Annotated in this window: 16 protein-coding genes; 8 read left to right on the top strand and 8 right to left on the bottom strand. The window is 63.9% G+C overall.

Annotation, left to right across the window (positions count from 1 at the left end):
- Window positions 1-27: 27 nt before the first annotated feature.
- Together J0O65_RS04575 and J0O65_RS04570 are read left to right on the top strand one after the other, a co-directional pair.
- Window positions 28-678, top strand: a complete 651-nt coding sequence (locus J0O65_RS04575) for a hypothetical protein (RefSeq protein ID WP_215404532.1) — start codon at window positions 28-30, stop codon at window positions 676-678.
- A gap of 9 nt (window positions 679-687) precedes the next feature.
- Window positions 688-1,416: an amidohydrolase family protein gene (locus J0O65_RS04570; RefSeq protein WP_215404530.1), complete on the top strand. Its 729-nt coding sequence runs from the start codon at window positions 688-690 to the stop codon at window positions 1,414-1,416.
- A gap of 6 nt (window positions 1,417-1,422) precedes the next feature.
- On the opposite strand, the gene J0O65_RS04565 is transcribed toward J0O65_RS04570, so the two are convergent.
- From J0O65_RS04565 to J0O65_RS04550, 4 genes are all read right to left on the bottom strand, one after another.
- A complete protein-coding gene (locus tag J0O65_RS04565; RefSeq protein WP_215404529.1) occupies window positions 1,423-2,799 on the bottom strand; it encodes a sigma-54-dependent transcriptional regulator in 1,377 nt (458 codons plus the stop codon).
- A gap of 157 nt (window positions 2,800-2,956) precedes the next feature.
- Complete coding sequence (locus tag J0O65_RS04560) at window positions 2,957-5,221, bottom strand: arginine/lysine/ornithine decarboxylase (RefSeq protein ID WP_215404528.1); 2,265 nt, start codon at window positions 5,219-5,221, stop codon at window positions 2,957-2,959.
- A gap of 238 nt (window positions 5,222-5,459) precedes the next feature.
- The gene (locus J0O65_RS04555) at window positions 5,460-5,945 is read right to left on the bottom strand and encodes a dihydrofolate reductase (protein ID WP_215404527.1); all 486 of its coding nucleotides are present in this window, start codon (window positions 5,943-5,945) and stop codon (window positions 5,460-5,462) included.
- Window positions 5,942-6,730, bottom strand: a complete 789-nt coding sequence (locus tag J0O65_RS04550; RefSeq protein WP_353056154.1) for an alpha/beta fold hydrolase — start codon at window positions 6,728-6,730, stop codon at window positions 5,942-5,944. The genes J0O65_RS04555 and J0O65_RS04550 overlap by 4 nt, the downstream gene beginning before the upstream one ends.
- Before the next feature lie 204 nt (window positions 6,731-6,934).
- Here J0O65_RS04550 and J0O65_RS04545 point away from each other — a divergent pair, with 204 nt between their 5' ends.
- From J0O65_RS04545 to J0O65_RS04530, 4 genes are all read left to right on the top strand, one after another.
- On the top strand, window positions 6,935-7,510 hold the full coding sequence (locus tag J0O65_RS04545; protein ID WP_076571516.1) for a TerD family protein: 576 nt from the start codon (window positions 6,935-6,937) through the stop codon (window positions 7,508-7,510).
- A 76-nt stretch (window positions 7,511-7,586) separates the two neighbouring features.
- On the top strand, window positions 7,587-8,840 hold the full coding sequence (locus tag J0O65_RS04540) for a TerD family protein (protein WP_215404525.1): 1,254 nt from the start codon (window positions 7,587-7,589) through the stop codon (window positions 8,838-8,840).
- A 9-nt stretch (window positions 8,841-8,849) separates the two neighbouring features.
- The gene (locus J0O65_RS04535; protein ID WP_215404524.1) at window positions 8,850-10,184 is read left to right on the top strand and encodes a VWA domain-containing protein; all 1,335 of its coding nucleotides are present in this window, start codon (window positions 8,850-8,852) and stop codon (window positions 10,182-10,184) included.
- A gap of 185 nt (window positions 10,185-10,369) precedes the next feature.
- Window positions 10,370-12,643, top strand: a complete 2,274-nt coding sequence (locus J0O65_RS04530) for an outer membrane beta-barrel family protein (protein WP_215404523.1) — start codon at window positions 10,370-10,372, stop codon at window positions 12,641-12,643.
- Here the strand turns inward: J0O65_RS04530 and J0O65_RS04525 are convergent.
- Together J0O65_RS04525 and J0O65_RS04520 are read right to left on the bottom strand one after the other, a co-directional pair.
- Window positions 12,640-13,680: an SMI1/KNR4 family protein gene (locus tag J0O65_RS04525; protein ID WP_215404521.1), complete on the bottom strand. Its 1,041-nt coding sequence runs from the start codon at window positions 13,678-13,680 to the stop codon at window positions 12,640-12,642. The genes J0O65_RS04530 and J0O65_RS04525 overlap by 4 nt on opposite strands.
- Window positions 13,680-14,654, bottom strand: coding sequence for a thymidylate synthase (locus tag J0O65_RS04520; protein WP_215404519.1), 975 nt, complete (start codon window positions 14,652-14,654; stop codon window positions 13,680-13,682). Before J0O65_RS04520 ends, J0O65_RS04525 begins: the two co-directional genes overlap by 1 nt.
- A 157-nt stretch (window positions 14,655-14,811) precedes the next feature.
- On the opposite strand from J0O65_RS04520, the gene J0O65_RS04515 reads away from it, so the two are divergent.
- Entirely contained in the window at window positions 14,812-17,562 is a 2,751-nt protein-coding gene (locus J0O65_RS04515; protein ID WP_215404517.1) for a bifunctional diguanylate cyclase/phosphodiesterase, read from the top strand.
- Window positions 17,563-17,757: 195 nt separating this feature from the next.
- Window positions 17,758-19,200 carry an OmpP1/FadL family transporter gene (locus J0O65_RS04510; protein WP_215404515.1) on the top strand — a complete coding sequence of 481 codons (1,443 nt, stop codon included), beginning with the start codon at window positions 17,758-17,760 and terminating at the stop codon, window positions 19,198-19,200.
- Window positions 19,201-19,280: 80 nt separating this feature from the next.
- On the opposite strand, the gene J0O65_RS04505 is transcribed toward J0O65_RS04510, so the two are convergent.
- Both J0O65_RS04505 and leuE read right to left on the bottom strand, forming a co-directional pair.
- Entirely contained in the window at window positions 19,281-20,372 is a 1,092-nt protein-coding gene (locus tag J0O65_RS04505) for a threonine aldolase family protein (RefSeq protein WP_215404513.1), read from the bottom strand.
- 10 nt (window positions 20,373-20,382) lie between these two features.
- Complete coding sequence (gene leuE, locus J0O65_RS04500) at window positions 20,383-21,057, bottom strand: leucine efflux protein LeuE (RefSeq protein WP_215404511.1); 675 nt, start codon at window positions 21,055-21,057, stop codon at window positions 20,383-20,385.
- Between the last annotated feature and the right edge of the window lie 4 nt (window positions 21,058-21,061).

The following is a 21,061-nucleotide window of genomic DNA, read 5'->3' as shown; positions in this document are numbered from 1 at the left end:
AGCTAGTTGGCTGGGAAGGAGAACATCATGCACCAACCCGAATGCGAATGCGCGCAATGCCGGCAACGGGCCGGCGCGGCGTTTGAAGTGCTGGAGTTTGGCCAGGACTGGCCTGGCAAGGGCCGCACACCGGCCGTCTTCAGCGAAGAGGAGGAACTGCAACTGGCCATGGAATTGCTGGAAGTGGCCAGCGAGGAGGAACTGGAGCAATTTCTCGGCAATGTCTTCAAAAGCGTGTGGAAGGGCGTCAAGAAGGTGGGGGCTACCATCGCCAAGGTGGCCAAGCCCTTGGGCGGCGCCTTGAAGGCGATGGCCAAGACGGCCTTGCCCTTTGTCGGCGGCGCGCTCGGCTCGATGATTCCGATACCGGGCGTGGGCACGGCGCTGGGCTCGGCCCTGGGGCGCGCCGCCAGCAGCGCCCTGGAGCTGGAACTGGAAGCGGAGGCGCCAGCCGACCGCGAACTGGAACTGGCGCGCCGCTTCGTGCGCATCGCGGGGCAGGCGGCACGCCTGGCGGCCGACGGCGACGGCAGCGCGCGCGCCGTGGAAAGCGCGCTGACGCGGGCCTTGCACCAGCAACTGCCGCATTTTCGTGCGGCCGCGCCGCAGAGCGAGGACGAGAGCGGGCGCTGGCGCCGGCGCGGCAACCGCATCGTCGTCATGGGCGACTGGCAATAGCGTGACGGGATGATCATCGATAGCCATTGCCATGCGGGACCGGGCGACGGCCTGAGCGGGCCGTGGGACAGCGATGCGCCGCTGCAGGCCTATCTGCGGCGTGCGCAGGCGGCCGGCATCGCCCGCAGCGTGCTGTTCGCCACCTTCCACTCCGATTACGCCATCGCCAACCATGGCGTGGCGCGCCTGGTCGCGTCCGAGCCGCAGCGTTTTTATGGCTTTGCCTTCGTGCATGCGCGGCGAGACCGGGGCCGCGTCATGGATCTGGTGCGCACGGCCGTCGAACGCTACGGCTTTGTCGGCATCAAGGCGCACCGGTTTGACGCGCGCATCAGCGGCGAAGTGTGCGACGCGGCGCGCTTCTTCGGCTTGCCCGTGCTGTACGACCCGGCCGGCGAGGTGGCCGTGGCCGAACTGCTGGCGCAGCAGTATCCCGACGTCGATTTCATCCTGCCGCACCTGGGCAGCTTCGGCGACGACTGGGCCGCGCAGCTGGCGCTGCTCGACCACCTGGCGCGCCACCGTAACATCCATACGGACAGCTCCGGCGTGCGCCGCTTCGACCTGCTGCAGCAGGCCGTGCGCCGCGCGGGGCCGCACAAGGTCCTGTTCGGTTCGGATGGCCCCTGGCTGCATCCGGGACTGGAGTTGCACAAGATTCACCTGCTGGGCTTGCCGCCCTTGGACGCGGCGTTGATCACGGGCGGCAATTTTTTGCGGCTGGCGCGGCTGGCGTGAGGCGGATTACAGCGCGGCCGGCGTGGCGCTCGCCCCCGCCTGCGCCGAACAGGCAGCCGCCTTGCGGCGTATCTGCAGGGCGCGGTCGGTCACGCCCAGGCGGGCGGCGGCGCGCTGGTTGTTGCCGTGCTCCTCGGCCAGCACCAGCCGGATGGCCATGTCGGTGGCGCAGCGCGTGATGTGCGACAGCTTGCAACCCTGCGCCAGGGCCCGCCGCACGGCCGCCTCGAAATGCTGGTCGGGCCAGTGCGGCGCCTGCAGCCGTTCGTCGGGGGGCAGGGCGCCGATGGTGATGGGGCCGGGGCCGCAATGGCGGTGCCAGATGCGCGTGACGGTCTGGCGCAGCTCGCGCACATTGCCCGGATAGTCGCGCAGCAGCAGGTATTCGCGCACGGCGGCGTCCAGCGCGGGCGGCTGTTGTTGCGCCAGCTCGGCGAGGAAGTGCCGGGCCAGCGGCAGGATGTCGTCCTGCCGCTCGCGCAGGGGCGGGGTTTGGCAACGCCAGCCGGCGATGCGGTAATACAGGTCGGCGCGGAAGGCGCCCCGCGCCACCTCGTCTTCCAGAGCGCGGTTGGTGGCGCAGACGAGGCGAAACTGGGTCGGTTGCCAGGTGTTGCCGCCCACGCGCTTGTATTTGCGTTCCTGTATGGCGCGCAGCAACTGCGCCTGCAGCGGCAGCGGCAATTCGCCCACTTCGTCGAGAAACAGCACGCCGCCGTCGGCCAGGGCGAAAGCGCCGTCGCGCGGTGCCGCCGCGCCTGTAAATGCCCCCCGTTCATGGCCGAACAGTTCGCTGCCGGCCAGTTCCGGCGACAGGGTGGTGCAGTCGAGGATGGTGAAGTCGCCGCCGCAGTTGCCCAGGCGGTGGACCAGTTGCGCCAGCAAATCCTTGCCCGTGCCCGTCTCGCCCGTGATCAGCATCGACGCCTGGCTGAAGACGGCCATTTCCACCACCTGGTGCAGCAAGGCGGTCCAGGCCGCGCTGTCACCCACCAGCTGCTGGCGCACGGCGTTGGACGCCAGCAACCGCGCCACGGCCTGCCAGCGCTGCAGGCGCGCCAGCACCTGGCCCGCGTCGATGCTGCCCGCCGGCCACAGCAGCACATCGAGCGCGCCTGCCGCCATCAGGGCGCGCTGTTGCGCGCAGCTGGCAGGCTGGCCGCAGGCGGCGATGGCCAGCACGCGCGCGTGGCGGCACAGCGCCGGCAGCGCCTGCAGCAGCGCGCCATCGGCCTCGGCAAACAGCACGATGCCCGCGCCATCGTCTTCGCCATCATGCCGCCGGGCCACAGTTACCTGAGCCTGCTTCAGGGCCGTCATCAGCAAGGCGCCACTGCCAGCCGCCGCCTGCTGCATGATTTCCAGCCACACCTTGAGCGCCATAGACGGGCCATCCCAGTACGCGAGTGGCCCATCTTAGAAGCCCGATACCCCAGCCGTTTGATCTGGCGCAAGCGTGCGCGGTAGCTAACAATGAAAAACGCCACCTGATTTGCATCAGGTGGCGCTATTTAATGAAGTTCAACGAACGTCGACGTTTTTAGACGTTCTCATCCAATTTCACGCAATCTACAAAATATCCGCGCTTGCCATCGACTTCGCGCTTCACGAGACCATGCACATCCGTCTCGAAGCCGGGGAAGCGCTCGTTGAAGTCGCGCGCGAAGCGCAGGTAGTCGACGATGGTCTTGTTGAAGCGCTCGCCCGGGATCAACAGCGGGATGCCCGGTGGATACGGCGTCAGCAGGATGGACGTGATGCGGCCTTCCAGCTCGTCGATGGCCACGCGCTCGATTTCGCGGTGCGCCATCTTGGCGAACGCGTCCGACGGCTTCATGGCCGGGATCATGTCCGACAGATACATTTCCGTCGTCAGACGCGCCACATCGTAAGCCTTGTAGAAATCGTGGATTTGCTGGCACAGGTCGCGCAAGCCCATTTTTTCGTAGCGTGGGTTGGCCGCCGCGAACTCCGGCAGGATGCGCCACATCGGCTGGTTCTTGTCGTAGTCGTCCTTGAACTGCTGCAAGGCCGTCAGCAGGGTATTCCAGCGGCCCTTGGTGATGCCGATGGTAAACATGATGAAGAACGAGTACAGGCCGCATTTTTCAATGATGACGCCGTGCTCGGCCAGGTATTTGGTGACGATGGACGCGGGGATGCCTGTGTCGCCGAACTGGCCGTCCAGCGACAGGCCCGGGTTGACGATGGTCGCCTTGATCGGGTCGAGCATGTTGAAGCCGGCAGCCAGGTCGCCGAAGCCGTGCCAGTCGTCCTCGGCGCGTATCATCCAGTCTTCCTGCCGGCCCATGCCTTCGTCGTTGAAGCTGGACGGGCCCCACACCTGGAACCACCAGTCCTGGCCCCATTCCTGGTCGATCTTCTTCATGGCGCGGCGGAAATCGAGCGCTTCCATGATCGATTCTTCCACCAGGGCCGTGCCGCCCGGCGCTTCCATCATGGCCGCGGCGACGTCGCACGAGGCGATGATGGAATACTGCGGCGAGGTCGAGGTGTGCATCAGGTAAGCCTCGTTGAAGGCGTCCTGGTCCAGCTTGACCGTATCCGATTCGCGCACGAGGATTTGCGAGGCCTGCGACAGGCCGGCCAGCAATTTGTGCGTGGACTGGGTCGAGAAGATCATCGATTCCTTGGCGCGCGGACGGTCCTTGCCGATGGCGTGCATATTCTTGTAGAAATCGTGGAAGGTGGCGTGCGGCAGCCAGGCTTCATCGAAGTGCAGGGTGTCGATCTTGCCGTCCAGCATTTCGCGCAAGGTTTCCACGTTGTAGATCACGCCATCGTAGGTCGATTGCGTGATGGTCAGGATGCGCGGCTTCTTGTTCTTCGCTTCGCGCGCGAACGGGTTCGCTTCGATCTTGCGGGCAATGCTTTCCGGCGTGAATTCATGCAGCGGGATGGGGCCGATGATGCCCAGGTGATTGCGCGTCGGCATCAGGAACACGGGAATGGCGCCGCACATGATGATCGAATGCAAGATCGACTTGTGGCAGTTGCGGTCGACGACGACGATGTCGCCTGGCGCCACGGTCGAGTGCCACACCATCTTGTTCGAGGTCGACGTGCCGTTGGTAACAAAATAGCAATGGTCGGCATTGAAGATGCGCGCCGCATTGCGTTCCGACGCGGCGACGGGACCCGTATGGTCGAGCAACTGGCCCAGTTCCTCGACGGCGTTGCAGACGTCGGCGCGCAGCATGTTTTCACCGAAGAACTGGTGGAACATCTGGCCGATCGGCGACTTCAGGAAGGCCACGCCGCCCGAGTGGCCGGGGCAGTGCCACGAGTAGGAACCGTCGTTGGCGTAGTGCACCAGCGCGCGGAAGAACGGCGGCGACAGGCCGTCCAGGTAGGATTTCGCTTCGCGGATGATGTGGCGCGCGACGAATTCCGGCGTATCTTCGAACATGTGGATGAAGCCATGCAGTTCGCGCAGGATGTCGTTGGGAATATGGCGCGAGGTGCGCGTTTCGCCGTACAGGTAAATGGGGATGTCGGCGTTCTTGTAGCGGATTTCCTCGACGAAGGCGCGCAGCGATTTCAAGGCGTGATCGGTTTCCTCGATGGAACCGCCGCCGAATTCTTCATCGTCGATCGACAGCACGAAGGCCGACGCGCGCGATTGTTGCTGGGCAAATTGCGACAAATCGCCGTAGCTGGTCACGCCCAGCACTTCCATGCCTTCTTTTTCCATTGCGGCGGCAAGGGCGCGAATGCCCAGGCCGGACGTATTTTCAGAACGGAAATCCTCGTCAATGATGACGATAGGGAAACGAAATTTCATGCATGTCTCCAAAAAAGCAAGCCGCCCCTGACAAATGTGAAGGGGCGGACTAGGGCGCGACGGTCAGGCGGTCATGCAACCCGGCAGCCGCAGAAAAAAAATAAGAACGGGATTCTCGCAGAAATGCGGCGTCTGCGGGAAAAAAATATCGCACCACGGCGTCGCCAGCTTGCGCTAGCGTGACGCAACGGTGTGACAGGGGTATTACAGCAACATTCTGGCTATCAATATAACCTTATCAGGCTTTGCGTTGCAGCGTGACAAAGGCGTAAGGCAGGCCGGATTTCTCCGACACATGCGCCTCGCGCGCGGTTTCTTGCCACACGGCATGGTCCACGGCGGGGAAAAACGCGTCGCAATCGAACGTCTGGCCGATTTCCGTGACGATCAAACGCTGTGCCAGGGCCAGCGATTGCCGGTAGATGTCGGCGCCGCCGATGACATAGCCTTCGGCGCCGTCCAGCAGGGCGATGGCCGCTTCCAGCGACGGCGCCGCTTCCACGCCCTCATGGCGCCAGTCCGGATTGCGCGTGATGACGATGTTGCGGCGGTTCGGCAGCGCACGGCCGATGGAATCGAAGGTCTTGCGGCCCATGAGGATGGGGTGGCCCGTCGTCAGGCGCTTGAAATGCGCCAGGTCTTCCGGCAGTTTCCACGGCAGGGTGTTGTCGATGCCGATGCCGCCTTGCTGGTCGGTGGCGACGATGATGGTCAGTAAGCTCATTGGTTCCGTGAAAAAGGTGGGGGCATGGCCCGATGCCCGTCATTATCGTTGAAATTGCCGCCGGCCTCCAGATGCGCACGCAGGGCGTCGGCCAGCGCGTCTGGCGCCTCCAGCGGTATCATGTGGCCCGTGTTGTCTTTTAACAGGTGCAGGGTGGCTTGCGGCAGGCGGCTTGCCATGGCGCGCAGATCGTCGGGATCGACCAGCTTGTCGTCTTCGGCGCCCACGATCAGCACGGGACAAGCGAGTTCCGGCAGGCGCGCCATCAGGTCGGGGCGATCGATCGTGGTGAGAAATTGCGCCAGCAGCACGTCCTTGCCCAGGTCCAGCCCCATCTGCCGGATCAGCCCCGTGATGGCGGCGTCATCCAGGTGGGACGGGTGCAGCAGTTCGCGCAGGCGCTGGCGCGTGATGCCCGCATAGGCATTGCGCTCGAGCATGGCGACGATGCGCCGGCGCGCTTCGACTTCCGCCGGCAGCAAGCCTTTGGCCGAATTGGCAATCAAGGTGAGGGATTTCACACGCCGCGGGTGCGCCAGCGCGTGTTCGAGCGCCAGGTAGGCGCCCAGCGAAAAACCCATCAGATGGGCTTGCTGCGCGCTGTGGCTGGCGATCATCTCGCGCATCTGCGGGCGCGTGCCGGCCTGATGCAGGGGGATGTGCTGTAGATCAAAGGCGTCGCCCAGGGCAGGCGCCAGGCGCGACCACAGGCGCTCGTCGCACAGGGTGCCGGGGATGCAATCGAGGCGCGTGCGGTTTTCTTGTGTCTGTGTTTTGCTGTTCACTTCGCTCATGCAATCAGGGTAAGAGCGGCATTATCGGCGATTTTGCGCAATGCGGCAGGGCAGGACGGATCCCATGGCCCTTTTTTCAATAGTGTGAGGCTGGCAATTCTCGCGCATTATGGTAGGCTCATGGCTCGCCCGGCCAGCGCGCCGGCGTCGTATACCGTAACACCGAATGCAACCTACTAATTAAAAGGAAATACCATGGCGATCAGTTTGCAAAAAGGCGGCAATGTCAACCTGAGCAAGGAAGCTCCTGGCTTGAAGAAAATCGTGATTGGCCTGGGCTGGGACCCGCGCGCCACCGATGGCGCCGCGTTCGACCTGGACGGCAGCGCCTTCCTGCTGAAAACGGATGGCAAGGCCCGTTCCGATGCCGATTTCATTTTTTATAACAACCTGAAATCGGCTGACGGTTCCATCGTCCACGCGGGCGACAACACCACGGGCGGCGGCGATGGCGATGACGAAAAAATCGCCGTCGACCTGGCCAACGTGCCGGCCGACATCGACAAGATCGCCGTGGCCGTCACCATCCACGATGCGGAAAACCGCAAGCAGAACTTCGGCATGGTCGGCAAGGCCTATATCCGCTGCCTGAACGGCGACAATGGCGCGGAAATCGCCCGCTACGACCTGTCGGAAGACGGCTCGACGGAAGCGGCCATGATCTTCGGCGAAATCTACCGCGCCGGCAGCGAATGGAAATTCAAGGCCATCGGCCAGGGTTTCAAGGGCGGCCTGGGCCCTCTGGCACGCTCGTTCGGCATTAATGCATAAAAAGTAATTGTTTGCGTAAATGTGCCGGGTGGCATCGCTGCCCGGTTCTGTTCCTCCTTTCTTTCTCCCTGACTCCATGGAAAACCTGATCAAGGGGCAGCGCCTGGCGCTGTCCGGCCTCGTCACGGGCAACGTCGTGCAACTGGGTCTGGCCAGCGCCGGCGTGCCGCTGGACTTTGCCTGTTTCGGCCTCGACGCCGGCGGCAAGCTGTCCGACGAGCGCTACATGACGTTCTTCAACCAGCCACGCACGCCGTGCGGCGGCGTGGAAGCGGCGGCGCCGTTGGGCGACGCGGCCGGATTCAGCTATCAGCTCGATCGTTTGCCGGCCTCCATCGAACGCCTCGTCGTCACGGCTGCCATCGATGGCATGGCCTGCATGGCGCAGCTGGGCAGCGGCTACCTGCGGCTGCTGGACGGCGGGCGCGAGCTGGCCCGCTACACCTATGCGGGCGCTGATTTTGCACAAGAAAAAGCCGTCATGCTGGGCGAGTTCTACCGCAAGGACGGGAACTGGCGCTTCATGGCCGTGGGCCAGGGCTTCAATGGCGGGCTGGACGCGCTGGTCGCCCATTTCGGCGGCGAAGTGGCGCAGGCGGCAGCGCAACCGGCACCGGCGCCAAAAATTTCCTTGTCGAAAATTTCGCTGACCAAGGCGGGCCAGACGCACAAGGTGTCGCTGGAAAAGGGCGCCGGCGCGCCGGCCAAGCTGACCGTCAAGGCCACCTGGGTCGACAACGGCGATGGCGACGACGATAACGACGACCTCGATTTAAGGGTCGGCATTCTCTTGCCGAACGGCCAGATGCGCTTCATCCAGGCGCCCGATACGCCCGGCAGCTTTGACGCCATGCCCTTCGTGCGCCATCTGGGCGACGTGGCGGGCGCGTCGGGCAAGGAGCCGGCCACGGAAACGGTGGAAGTCAATCCCGCGCTGGCGCAGCATTACGGCGGCACGGTGGGCCTCGTCTTCAGCGTGTATTCGGCGCTGGCCAACGGCGCCGTGTCGGTCGCCTCGATGCGGCCGAAGATGGTCATGCAATACGGCCAGCAGATCGTCGAGTGCGACTTCGATTTTCGCTTGTCCAAGGCGGCCGAGGACGACACGGTCTACACCTATGTGATCGGCATGGCGCGCATCACGCCGGACAGCATCATTCTGGAACCTTCGGGCAAGACCTCGGAGCCCGGCAGCGAAGCGACGCCGTGGCTGAGCTGGCAGGGCGGGAACCTGCAGCTGGCCTTCAACGGTCCCGTCGTCTTCAAGGGCGAGGACAAGGAAGACGAAGAGGATTTCAATGCGGACAATCCGCGCCGCTATATTGTTTAGGAGATATTGATGGAAACCTTGAGCAAGGGTCAGCGCTTGCCGCTGGCCAATCTCGTTCCCGACGGCGTGCTGCAGGTCGGCGTCGCCGCACAGGGGCTGGCGCTCGACGTGGCCTGTTTCGGCCTCGATGCGGCCGGAAAACTGTCCGACGAGCGCTACATGACCTTTTTCAACCAGCCGCGCACGCCGTGCGGCGGCGTGGAGGCGCGCCCCGGCAGCGGCGGCGATATGGCCGAGTTTGCCTTGCAACTGGCGCGCTTGCCGGCCGGCATAGACCGCCTCGTCGTGACGGCCTCCATCGATGGCGGCGGCGTGATGTCGCAGCTGCACGCCGGCCACGTGCGCCTGCAGGCGGGCGGGCGCGAACTGGCCCGCTTCGCTTTTGCCGGTAGTGATTTCGCACAGGAAAAAGCCGTCATGCTGGCGGAAATCTACCGCAAGGATGGCGGCTGGCGCTGCATGGCCGTGGGACAAGGTTTCAACGGCGGCCTGGACGCGCTGGTGCGCCACTTCGGCGGCGAAGTCGAGCAGGCCGCTTCTGCTGTCCCTGCGGCGGCTTCGGCCGTCATGCAGGCGAAGATCAAGCTGGAAAAGCGCGTCGAACGGGAAGCGCCGCAACTGGTCAGCCTCGTCAAGCAGGCCGGCGTGTCGCTGCAAAAAGTGGGTTTGTCGGAGCACCGTGCCAAGGTGTGTTTATGCCTCGACATTTCCGGGTCCATGGGGCGGCTGTATAAAGAGGGGCTGGTGCAGCGCTTTGCCGAGCGCATCCTGGCGCTGGGCTGCAAGTTCGACGACGATGGCGAGATCGATGTTTTCCTGTTCGGCAAGAACGTCCACCATCCGGCACCGATGGCCTTGAGCAACTGCAATACCTACGTGGGCCAGGCCATACAGCGCCATCCGCTGGAAGGTGACACGCGCTACGGCGCCGCCATGCAGGCGATCCGCGCGTTTTATTTCCCCGACGGGGCCGGTGGCGAGCGCACGCGGCCAGTCGCGGCGGAGTTGCCCGTGTACGTGATGTTCGTCACGGACGGCGGCACGAGCGACCAGGCGACGACGGAGAAGCAATTGCGCTGGGCCAGCAATGAACCGATCTTCTGGCAATTCATGGGCATCGGCAAGGGGCGCAAATCGAAGAGCAAATTCCTCGCCGCCTTCGCCGATTCCGACTTCCCCTTCCTGGAAAAGCTCGACGAATTGCAGGGGCGCCTGGTCGACAATGCCAATTACTTTGCCGTCAGCTCGCCCGATGAGCACAGCGATGCGGAACTGTATGACTTATTGATGACGGAATATCCGGGCTGGCTGACACTGGCGCGCGGCAAGGGCTTGCTGAGGTAGCGTCAAGGCAGGGCAAGGGGCATCGGATGCGGCTGTAATGCCACAAGCGCAAGAGATTTGTAAATTGAAGTAAATAACAATGGTTCGCATTTGCTTTGCTCCTTGCAATCGTGGCATGCTTGGCATGTGCTCTCACGCTGCGGCGTAGTGCCTCATCCGTAGCGTCTCGATTATTTTTTAGCCAAATGCATAAACTTCTCTTCCACTGCCTGGCGGGCGGCAGCCTGCTCGTCTCCGGCGCCGCCGTCCAGGCGCAAACCGTCACCGGCGATACCGCCGTCAAGCCTGCCCCCGCCAAGGCGCCAGCGGTTGACGCACCCGCGACCGTCAGCGTGACGGCCGAACGTCCCACGGGCCGCATCGACCGGCAAGTCTACGACGTCAAGTCCGACGTGGGCAGTACCAATGGCACGGCGGCCGACGCCTTGAACAATGTGCCGTCCGTGGCCGTCGACCCCGACGGTTCCGTATCCTTGCGCGGCAGCAGCAATGTGCAGATATTGATCGATGGCAAGCCGTCGGCCATGCTGCAGGGCGATTCGCGCGGCGCCACCCTGAACGCCATGGCGGCCGACGATATCGAATCCGTGGAAGTGATCAACAATCCCGGCGCCCAGTTCGGCAACGAAGCCGGCGGCGGCCCCATCCTGAACCTGGTGATGCGGCGCAACCGCAAGCCGGGCGGCTTTGCCACCGTCAATGCGAATGCGGGCATCGCGGGGCGCTACAACAGTTCCGTGTCGGGCACCTACAACGAAGGGCCATGGGGCTACCAGGGCGGCATCAATGTGCGTCATGATGGCCGCAATTCGGTGGGCGAGGTCAGCCGCGAGCGCCTGGACCGTGGCACGGGCGCTTTCGCCCCCAGCAGCCAGCAATCCGCCAGCAATGGCTTGAACGACTCGCTGGGCTTGCACGGCACCGTCAATTACAACCTGAACACGAACGACACCCTGGCCGCCAGCGTGTCATATAACGGGCGCAGCAACGACCAGCGCTCGCTCGACCGCTACCTGAATGGCGACAGCACGGGCAGTACCATCGGCGATTATGTGCGCAGCACCGTGCGCAACGGCGACAGCCGCAATGTCAGCTGGGGCGGGCGCTACGACCACAAGGGCGAATTGCCGGGCGAAACCCTGAAAATCGACTTGCGCGTGTCGTCCTCGACCAACGAGAGCGACAGCGATTACGCGAATACTTACGCGGTCGCCCCCGTGAGCGCCTTCGACAGCCGCGCGCGCCAGCATAGCGAGACGGGCAACCGCATCGTCGACTTCAGCGGCGACTACGAGCGTCCGCTGGCGGGCGGCACGGCCAAGCTGGGCTACAAGGTGGCGGACAACAAGAGCAGCTTCGACACCCTGTACACGGACATCAACCCGGCCAGCCTGGCCGAGACCGTCAACCCCATGCGCAGCAACCGTTTCGAGATGGACGAGCGCACCATCGCGCTGTACGGCTCCTACCAGATGCGCCTGAATGAACGCTGGGGCGCGCTGGCCGGCTTGCGCGCCGAATACACGGACTTGAACGTGCGCCAGATGAGCAGCGGCGTCGAGGCGAACAACAATTACGTCAACTACATTCCCAGCCTGTTCGCCACGTATAAAGTCAGCGACGAGAGCAATCTGCGCTTCAGCTATGCGCACCGCATCCGCCGCCCGAACGCGGGCGACCTGAATCCGTATGTGGTCTACCGCGACGAGTTCAACGTATCGGCCGGCAACCCGAAACTGAAACCGACGCAGACGGATTCCTTCGAAATCGGCTATGAAACGAAGATCGCCGGCCTGGAAAGCAGCTTGCGCGCCTATCACCGGCGCGACACGGACGCCATCGTCGATTACCGCTATTTCATCAGCGACAACGTGCTGCTGACGACGCGCGAAAACGGCGAAGGCAGCCATTCGAGCGGCCTGGAATTCAGCGTCAGCGGCAAGCTGACGCCATCCTTGACCCTGAACACGAGCGGCAACCTGGCGCGCAGCCAGCAAACGAGTTCGGACGACCTGGGCAACCGCAGCACGCGCACGGCGAACGCCTTGAGCGGCCGCGCGCGCCTCAATTACCAGTTCGATGCCAGGAACCAGCTGCAACTGGCCCTGCAAATGCAAGGCAAGATGCTGTCGGGACAGGGTTATCGTTCGCCGAACAATACCTTGAATATGAGCTGGCGCCACACGGTGACGCCGCAGCTGAGCCTGGTCATGAACGTGACCGATGTATTCAGCAGCAACAAGATGGAAACCGTCATCAACAGCGCTTCCCTGCGCGAGACGAGCACGCGGCGCTTCGATGGGCGCATGATTTATGTGGGGCTGTCGTACCGCCTGGGCGGCGCCACGTCGGCGGCGAAAGAGGGCGAGCGCGAGCCGCGCTTCGGTCCGCCGGGCGGACGCGGGCCCGGCGGCCCTGGCGGCCCCGGCCCGGGCGGGGCGGGAGGCGAACCGGGCTAGGCCGCTGCCGCGATCTCGTTCAGGAAGTCGATGAAACCGTCCGCATGGCGCTCGAAGCGCCATGCGCCCATGCCATGTTGCGCATGGTACACGGGCGCATCGCCATTGGTGACGGCGCCCAGGTCCAGGCAGTAGGGATCGGCGCCCGCGTCGGCGATCACCAGATACTGGTCCGGCCAGCCGGCGATGGGTTCTTGCGTGACGGGATGCCAGGCGTAGCCGTGCTGTGCCTTGACCAGCTCGGCCGCGCCGTACAGGTGCAAACCCTGGAAATACTGCCGGCTGTCGATATGCACGCGCAGCGGCGAATGGCAAGCGAGGAAGCGCCGGTAATGCTCCGGCAAGGCCCAGTGCTGCGCGATGCCGGCCATGTCGGCGGCGCTGGCGATGACCAGCCAGTTCGATGGCTGCGCCAGGTCCTGCTCCTTCCTGCGCCTGGCCGCCAGCTTGTTCTCCAGTTTGGCCGCCGCTTTTTCCAGCGGCGTGCGCGGCTCGCCCAGGGCCGCATGCGTGGCCGGCGCCGCATGGCCTGCGCCATCCGGGTAGCCGTCGCGCTGCCAGGCCAGCACGGCGTCCAGCCGCAGCTGCTCCGCCTTCCAGTGGCCGGGATCGCGGGGCAAGCCCGCATCGAAGGGTTGGCGGCTGAAGACGGCCAGGCTCTTGATCGCCTTGGCGCGCACTTCCAGGCGCGTGGCGCCGGATGCCGCCAGCGCCACCAGTGGCGCATACGCGTCTTTGCCTATGCTTTTCAGCATGCCATCGACGGCACGGTACGCCAGCTCGGGCTGTTCCAATGCCCAGGCGAAAAATGCCGCGTGTTCATGGGCTTCCGCCAGCTGCACGATATCCGTCATCAGGAAGGCGCGCCAGTGCAGCAGCTGCCCCTCTTTCGCGTAGCAGATGAGGATGGCGAGCACGGCCAGCCGTTCGCCGGCCCCGTGTTTTGTCAGCAGCCTGTCTTTCAGCTTGGAAAACTTGACGCCATCGGTTTCGTCAAACAGCTTGCGGTGCAGGGCTGCCAGCGGTGCGACCGCCATCAGACGGCCATCGCCGCCTTGATGGGCGCATGGTGTTCATAGCCTTCCAGCGAGAAATCCGACGGCTCGATCTTTTCCAGCCATTCCGGCTCGTACTTGCCCGTCTTCGCGTAATCGGGCACGCGGTCGGAAATGACGAAACGGGGCGCGGGGAAGGGCGTGCGCTTCAATTGTTCTTCCACCATGTCGAGGTGGTTTTCATAGATGTGCGCGTCGCCGATGAAGTAGGTGAACCAGCGCGGCGTGTAACCGGTCAGGCGCGCCACCAGGTGCAGCAGGGCCGCGCCCTCGGCGATGTTGAACGGCGTGCCCAGGCCGATATCGTTGCTGCGCACATAGAGACACAGCGAAATTTCGCGCGTGCTGGCGTTCGGGATGAACTGATACAGCAAATGGCAGGCGGGCAGGGCGACGGCGTCCAGCACGGCAGGGTTCCAGCCGTGGAACAGGATGCGCCGGCTGCCAGGATTCGTCATGATGGTGTCCAGACATTCGCGCAACTGGTCGACGGCCTTGTACAGCAATACTTTTTGCACGCCGTCTTCGACGATGGGGGCAACCAGGGTAAAACCGTTCGCCTGTGCGTCGGCGATCTGCGCGGGCTGGCCGGCGTCCAGCAGTTTATAGGCCGGCCATTGTCGCCATTGCACACCGTACACGGGGCCGAGGTCATCCTCGCCCTCGCGGTAGGGATTGGCCAGCCATTGCGCGTTTTCATTGGCATTCTGGTCCCACACCTTGCAGCCCAGCGCGCGGAATTCGGCCGCGTTGCGCGAGGCGCGCAGGAAGGCGCACAATTCGCCGATCACGGATTTGAAAGCCAGTTTCTTGGTCGTCACGGCAGGAAAATTGCCGTTGGCCAAGTCGAAACGCATCATGGCGCCCGGCACGCTCAGGGTGCGGATGCCCGTGCGGTTGTCTTGCCAGCTGCCCGTTTCGAGCACGGTCTTGATCAAATCTTGATATTGCTGCATGTATTTCTCCAACGGTAAGGATGGTGATTGTAACGCAGGCGCGACAGGCGGGCCGCGGGCCGCGCACATAATTACGCCGCCGGCTCACCTGCAAACATGACTCTGTGGTAATTTGTGTGTCCTTAAGGAAATACACAGAAACGGCAGACGCTGCACCATGTTCTTGCGACAATTTGTAAATAATAATAACGGCGCCGTGGTGGAGATGAGCAGGGCCGATTTTCTCAAGGCTAACCTGCGCCTGATCCTGGCCTGGCCCTTGCTGGGGCTGGTCCTGTGCGCCGTGCTGTGGACGGCCACCTTGCTGCAGCTGGAGGCGGAAAAGAAGGTGGCGCAGCAGCAGGCGCTCGACAGCGTGTCGTCGCTGTCGAAAGCGTATGGCCAGTACCTGCTGCGCACCCTGGAACAGATGGACCAGTTGACCTTGCAGCTCAAGTATGAGTGGGAAAACTCGCGCGGGCAGCTGCGCCTCGACCAGTTGAAGACGCAGGGCATGTATGCCTTGCCGCAATTTGCCATCGTCGCCATCCTCGACCGCAAGGGCCACCCCGTGACGGCCACGGCGCCGTTGCAGCGCTTGCGCGTCAACGAGCGCAGCGATTTCCTGCTGCGCCACTGGCGCAGCAATTCCAGCGCGCTGCGCATCGCGCTGGGGAGGGCCAATGCGGCCAGCGAGGCCACGCCGGGCGCCGACGAAAGCCTCGTGCATTTCACGCGCCGGCTGGAAGACGAGGATGGCAATTTCGACGGCGTGCTGCTGATCTCGATTCATTCCAGCTATTTTTCCGAGTTCTACAACAGCGTCAATTTCGGCAAGTTCGGCATGTCGGCCATGGTGGGCGAGGAGGGCGAGCTGTTCAGCACCCGCCTCGGCTCGCGCGTGCTGCCCATGCAGAGCGGCGCGGGTACGCCGTTTCTCGACACCAGCTTCCTGGAAACGGACAGCGGCGCCCTGCATTCGGGCGGCAGGATCGCTTTTTCCGACAAGCAAAGCCGCTACGTGGGCTGGCAAGCGCTGAAAGCCTATCCGTTCACGGCCGTGGTCGGGCTGTCGGATGGCGAAATGCTGCATCCCTACGAGGAAACGCGCACCATTTATATCGGCATCGCCCTGGCCGTCACCGTGCTGCTGCTGGCCTTTGCCGCCGTCGCCACCGTGCTGTCGCTGCGCCTGGCGTGGCGCCACCACCAGTCCGAAGGCGTGCGCAATGCCTACCGCATGGCCACCGAAGGCACGAGCGACGGCTTTTATATCATCGCCGCCCTGCGCGGCGCGGACGGCAGCATCCTCGATTTCGAGATCGTCGACTGCAACGAGCCGGGCGCCGGCTACTTCGGCGTGCGCCGCGAACAGTTGCTGGGCATGCGCCTGCAGTCGCGCGCCCACGAGCCGTATTTCCGCGACCTGATCCATAATTACCGGGCCGCCATGCAGTCCGGCTTTTCGGAAGAAGAGATCGAGTTGCCGGAAGGTAATCCGTTCAAGCTGCGCTGGATACGCCGGCGCCTCGTGCGCAGCGGCGACCGCCTGGCCGTCACCCTGCAAGACATCAGCACGGCCAAGGAGCACGAGCGCGACTTGCGCCGCCTGGCCAACGAGGATGGCTTGACGGGCTTGCCCAACCGCTACTGGCTGCAGCAATTCCTGCCCGGCGCCCTGGGCCGCGCCGCCATCGCGCGCCACATGCTGGCGCTGCTGTTCATCGACCTGGACGGTTTCAAGGACATCAATGACACGCAAGGCCACGCCGAGGGCGACAAGGTGCTGCGCGCCGCCTCGCTGCGCCTGAAGGCCGTGCTGCGGCCGGGCGACCATGTGGTGCGCCTGGGCGGCGATGAATTCGTCGTCGTGCTCGACCCGGTGGAGGACGACAGCCGCGCCGAACAGGTGGCGCAGCGCATCGCCATCGCCTTCGACGAGCCGTTCTACCTGGGCAGCGAACGCCACAAGATGGGCGCCTCGATCGGCATCAGCCTGTATCCGCGCGATGGAGCCGAGACGGAAGTGCTGCTGAAGAACGCCGATATCGCCATGTATGCCGTGAAAGTGGCGGGCAAGGGCCATCACCGCTTCTTCCAGCCGGAATTGTTCGAAACCATCCGCAACCGCCGCGAACTCGAGCAAAGCCTGGTGGCGGCGCTGGAGCAGGACCAGTTTCTCGTCGTCTACCAGCCGCGGGTCGACGCCATGAGCGGGCAGCTGTGCAGCATGGAGGCGCTGGTGCGCTGGCACCATCCGCTGCACGGCATGGTGCCGCCGCTGGAATTCATTCCCGTGGCCGAGAGCAGCGGCCTGATTTCCCAGCTGGGTGAAGTCGTTATCGAAAAGGTGTGCCTGCAGATGGCGCGCTGGCAGGCCAGCGGACTGGAACTGGTGCCCGTGTCCATCAACGTCTCGGCGCGCCAGTTCGGCCGCGGCGACGTGCACCAGGTGCTGGCGTCGGCGCTGGCGCGCCACCGTATCGATGCGCGGCTGATCGAGGTGGAAATCACGGAATCGGCCATGATGGATGAACAGAACCGCGCCGTGGAGCAGTTGTCGGCCATCCGCGCGCTGGGCGTGCGCCTGCTGGTCGACGATTTCGGCACCGGTTACTCCTCGCTGTCGCAGCTGCAGAAGTTCGCCATGGATGGCTTGAAGATCGACCGCGCCTTCACCATGGAGCTGGGCCGCTCGGAGCAGGGCGAAGTGTTCGTGCGCGCCATCCTGTCGATGGCCCATGCGCTGGGCATGAGCGTGGTGGCCGAAGGGGTGGAGACGCGCGAGCAGCTCGACATCCTGCGCGCGCTGCAATGCAACGAGGTGCAGGGCTATTTCATCTCGCGCCCCGTGCCCGCCGAACAGATGCTGTCGCTGATGCACCAGCGCTTCCTGATACCGCTTCCAGCGCCTGCGCTGGCATCGTAGAACGTCGTGATGAGCGGGAAAACAACGCCGTTTCATAAAAAGAGCGAACGTTCGCTTTTTTCTAAAAAATATTATATGCTTCGCTCATACCGTCAGTGAGGGAGTTCACGGCGGTAAGAACAGTGCAGGACGGGTGAGGTTGAGCTACCCGAGACAATGTGACGAAGACACTTCATATAATAAAGAGAGACCAACTTGAAACATAAATATCTGCCCCTTCTGATCGCCGTCGCATGCGCCGGCTTCGCTTCCACCGCCCAGGCATCGGGCTACCGTTTCGGCTCGCAAAGCGTTTCCGCCCAAGGCACGGCCGATGCCAGCGGCGCCGAAGCGGCTGACGCCTCGACCATTTTCTACAACCCGGCCGGCCTGTCGCGCCTCGAAGGCACGCAGTTCGTGGGCGGCGGCACCCTCGTCGTGCCGCACTCGACCTACACGGATGCGGGTTCGAAGCCTTTCTTCCCGGGCAATCGCACGCCTTTCGCGGCCACCAAGGACTATGCGCCGGACGCCGTATTCGCGCCTGCGCTGTACGCCAGCAAGAAGATCAATGAGCAGTGGACCGTCGGCGCCGGCCTGTTCGTGCCGTATGGCGCCAAGCTCGACTACGGCAATGACTGGTATGGCCGCTACGCGATCACCAACATCAAGCTCGAAGCCATCGCCCTCAATCCTTCCGTATCGTTCAAGCTGGACCAGCACCACTCGTTCGGTTTCGGCGTGACGGCCGAATACATGAAGGCGGAGCTGGGCCAGGGCGTGGACGTGCCGGGTTCGGTTGCCTACCTGGGCAAGTTCGCGCCTAGCGCTTCGCAGGCCTTCCTGGCCAATATCGCCAAGACCCAGGGCCTGGCCGCTGCGCAAGCTGCGGGCGCGGCGTTGCAGGGCCAGATCAAGGATGGCCATGCGTCGATGGACGGCCACGACTGGGGCTTCGGCTTCAACCTCGGCTATCTGTATCAGTTGAACGAAGGCACGCGCTTCGGTATCGCCTACCGCTCGTCGATTTCGCACAAGCTCAAGGGCAGCACCATCTGGGACTTCTCGCAGGTGACGAGCAATCCTGCCGTGAACGCCTTCATCGCCAAGGCCTCGAACAAGGTCAATTCCGGTGCCCTGGTCGAACTGCGCACGCCGGAAACCCTGTCGGTCAACGCCTTCCACCAGATGGATGACAAGTGGGCCCTGATGGGCGACGTCACCTGGACCCGCACCTCGCGCCTGCAGAACCTGGACATCCAGTTTCCGCCGACGGCCGAAGGCGCCGAGCGCATCCGCCAGAACTGGAAAGACACCTACCGCGTCTCGCTGGGCACCAACTACAAGTACAGTGAAAGCCTGATGCTGCGCGCCGGTATCGCCCACGACCAGGCGCCGGTGCGCAGCGCCGAGCTGCGCCACCCGGCCTTGCCGGACAGCGACCGCATGCAGTACTCGATCGGCGCGAACTGGAAGCTGAACGCCAATTCCTCGATCGACCTGGCTTACAGCTACATCGACTTCAAGGATGCTGACGTCAACTACACAAACGACTGCTCGCCTGTCAAGACTGGCTGCACCGGCAACGGTGAAACCACCAAGGGCCTGTTCAAGACCCGCATGCAGTTGATCGGTCTCGCTTACAACTACAAGTTCTAAGCAGGTAGTGGCGGCCGACCCGGCCGCCATGAAATGAAAAAAGCGCCTTCGGGCGCTTTTTTTTGTGTCGCGACGGCCGATTAATCCGTGGCGCGCATGGCCTGGTCCAGCAGGCGCAATGCCAGCCGCACGCTGTCATCGGGCAGTTCCAGCAACTGATCCCCCACATACCATTCCACCACGCTGTGCCCGGGCAGGGCCGCGTGGCTGGCGCGGCCGAACAGCCAGATGCCGTGTTCCGCGGCCACCTGGTTGCGGATGGCGATGGCCCGTTCGCGACTGACGGGCAAGTGCAGGTGCAGCATGTTCGCCTGCGGCCGGGCGGGATTGACGGCAATGGCCGGGAAGTCGCGCAGCAGCGCGTACAGCCACTGCGTGCGCGCAAAATACCGGGGCATGGCGGCGAGGCGCGCGTCGAACTGCATCGCGGCGGCCACCACCCAGGGCGTGCGGTGCACGATATTGCCGCCCTGGCGGCGGAACCATTCGCGCGCCCGCTCGACGAACGAGCGGCTGCCGGCCAGCATGGCGCCACCGAGGCCGCCGATGCCCTTGTACAGCGACACGTAGACGGAGTCAAAACCATCGCAGATGGCGGGCAGGGGCTGGCCAAAACCCGCTTGCGCTTCCCACAGGCGCGCGCCATCCATGTGCAGGTGGATGTTGTGCTCGCGGCAGTGCCGCTTGATCTCGTTCAGTTCTTCCCACGACGGGCACTGGCCGCCGATTTCGCGCATCGGCAGTTCGAGCTGCGCGGCGCCCAGCGCATCGGGCACTGCGCGCAGCTCGTCCACCGTCCACGGACGGTGCGGGTCGCCCAGCATCAAGCCCTTGAAGTGATCGAGCAATTCATGGTTGCCCCGCTCGTGGCGCAGGATGTGCGAAGTGGGATGCAGCGCCACCAGCGGCGAGCCGCGGTCCTGGCAGGCCAGGCGCAGGGCCGTGACCTGCGTCATGGTGCCCGTGATGCAGAACACGGCCGCTTCGAAGCCGAGCAGGCTGGCGATCTTGTTCTCGAACTGTTCGATCAGCGCGCCTTCGCCATAGGTGTCGTGCGCAACATCGTTGGCGTCGCACCAGGCGGCCATGGCGGCGAAGGTGGCCGCTGGCGTGGGCTGGCGCTGGCCCGGCAGGATGGTATGGCAGCGCTGGCGCAGCTCAAGCTCGTTCACGGTGGTTTCCTTACAGGGTGGCCGTGGCCAGTTTCGCGCCGAAGCCGATGAACATGGCGCCCACGCCGCCGCCCATGCCGGCAGACAGGCGGCGACGGCGGCGGAAGGTGTCTGCCAGGCGGGCGCCGACAAAGATGATGGCCGTCAGGTAGGTAAAGCTGATCACCTGACAAATCAGGCCCAGGCCGATGAAGGACAGCACGGGATTCGGGAAGGCCGGGTCGACGAACTGGATGAAGAAGGAAATGAAGAACAAAATGGCCTTCGGGTTCATCAGGCTGATGATCAGCGCCTTGCGGAACGGATCGCTTTCCTTGACGGGGGCAGGGACAGCCGCCGCTTCGCCGTCGGCGGCGCCTGGCGCGCGCAGCTTGCGCCAGCAGCCTATCAGCATCTGCAGGCCGATCCAGCCCAGGTAGGCCGCGCCGATGTATTTCACGACGTAGAACAGGGCGGGGCTGGCTTTCAGCAGCGAGGCCACGCCGCAGGCCGACAGCACCATCAGAATCAGGTCGCCGGCGAAGATGCCGAAGGCGCCCTGGTAGGCGGGCCGCACGCCGCGCTGGGCGGCGACCGACAGCACATACATGGAATTGGGGCCGGGCAGGATGACGATGAAAATGGTGCCCAGTAAAAAGGTCCAGAAATCGGTGATGCCCATGTTGGCGTGGAAAAGTGCGTTCATGATG

The organism is Janthinobacterium sp. JC611 (assembly GCF_018682595.1).
In the GTDB taxonomy this organism is placed as follows: domain Bacteria; phylum Pseudomonadota; class Gammaproteobacteria; order Burkholderiales; family Burkholderiaceae_D; genus Janthinobacterium.
The sequence above is the reverse complement of the archived record's forward strand: the minus strand, read 5'-3'. Positions and strand labels throughout refer to the sequence as shown.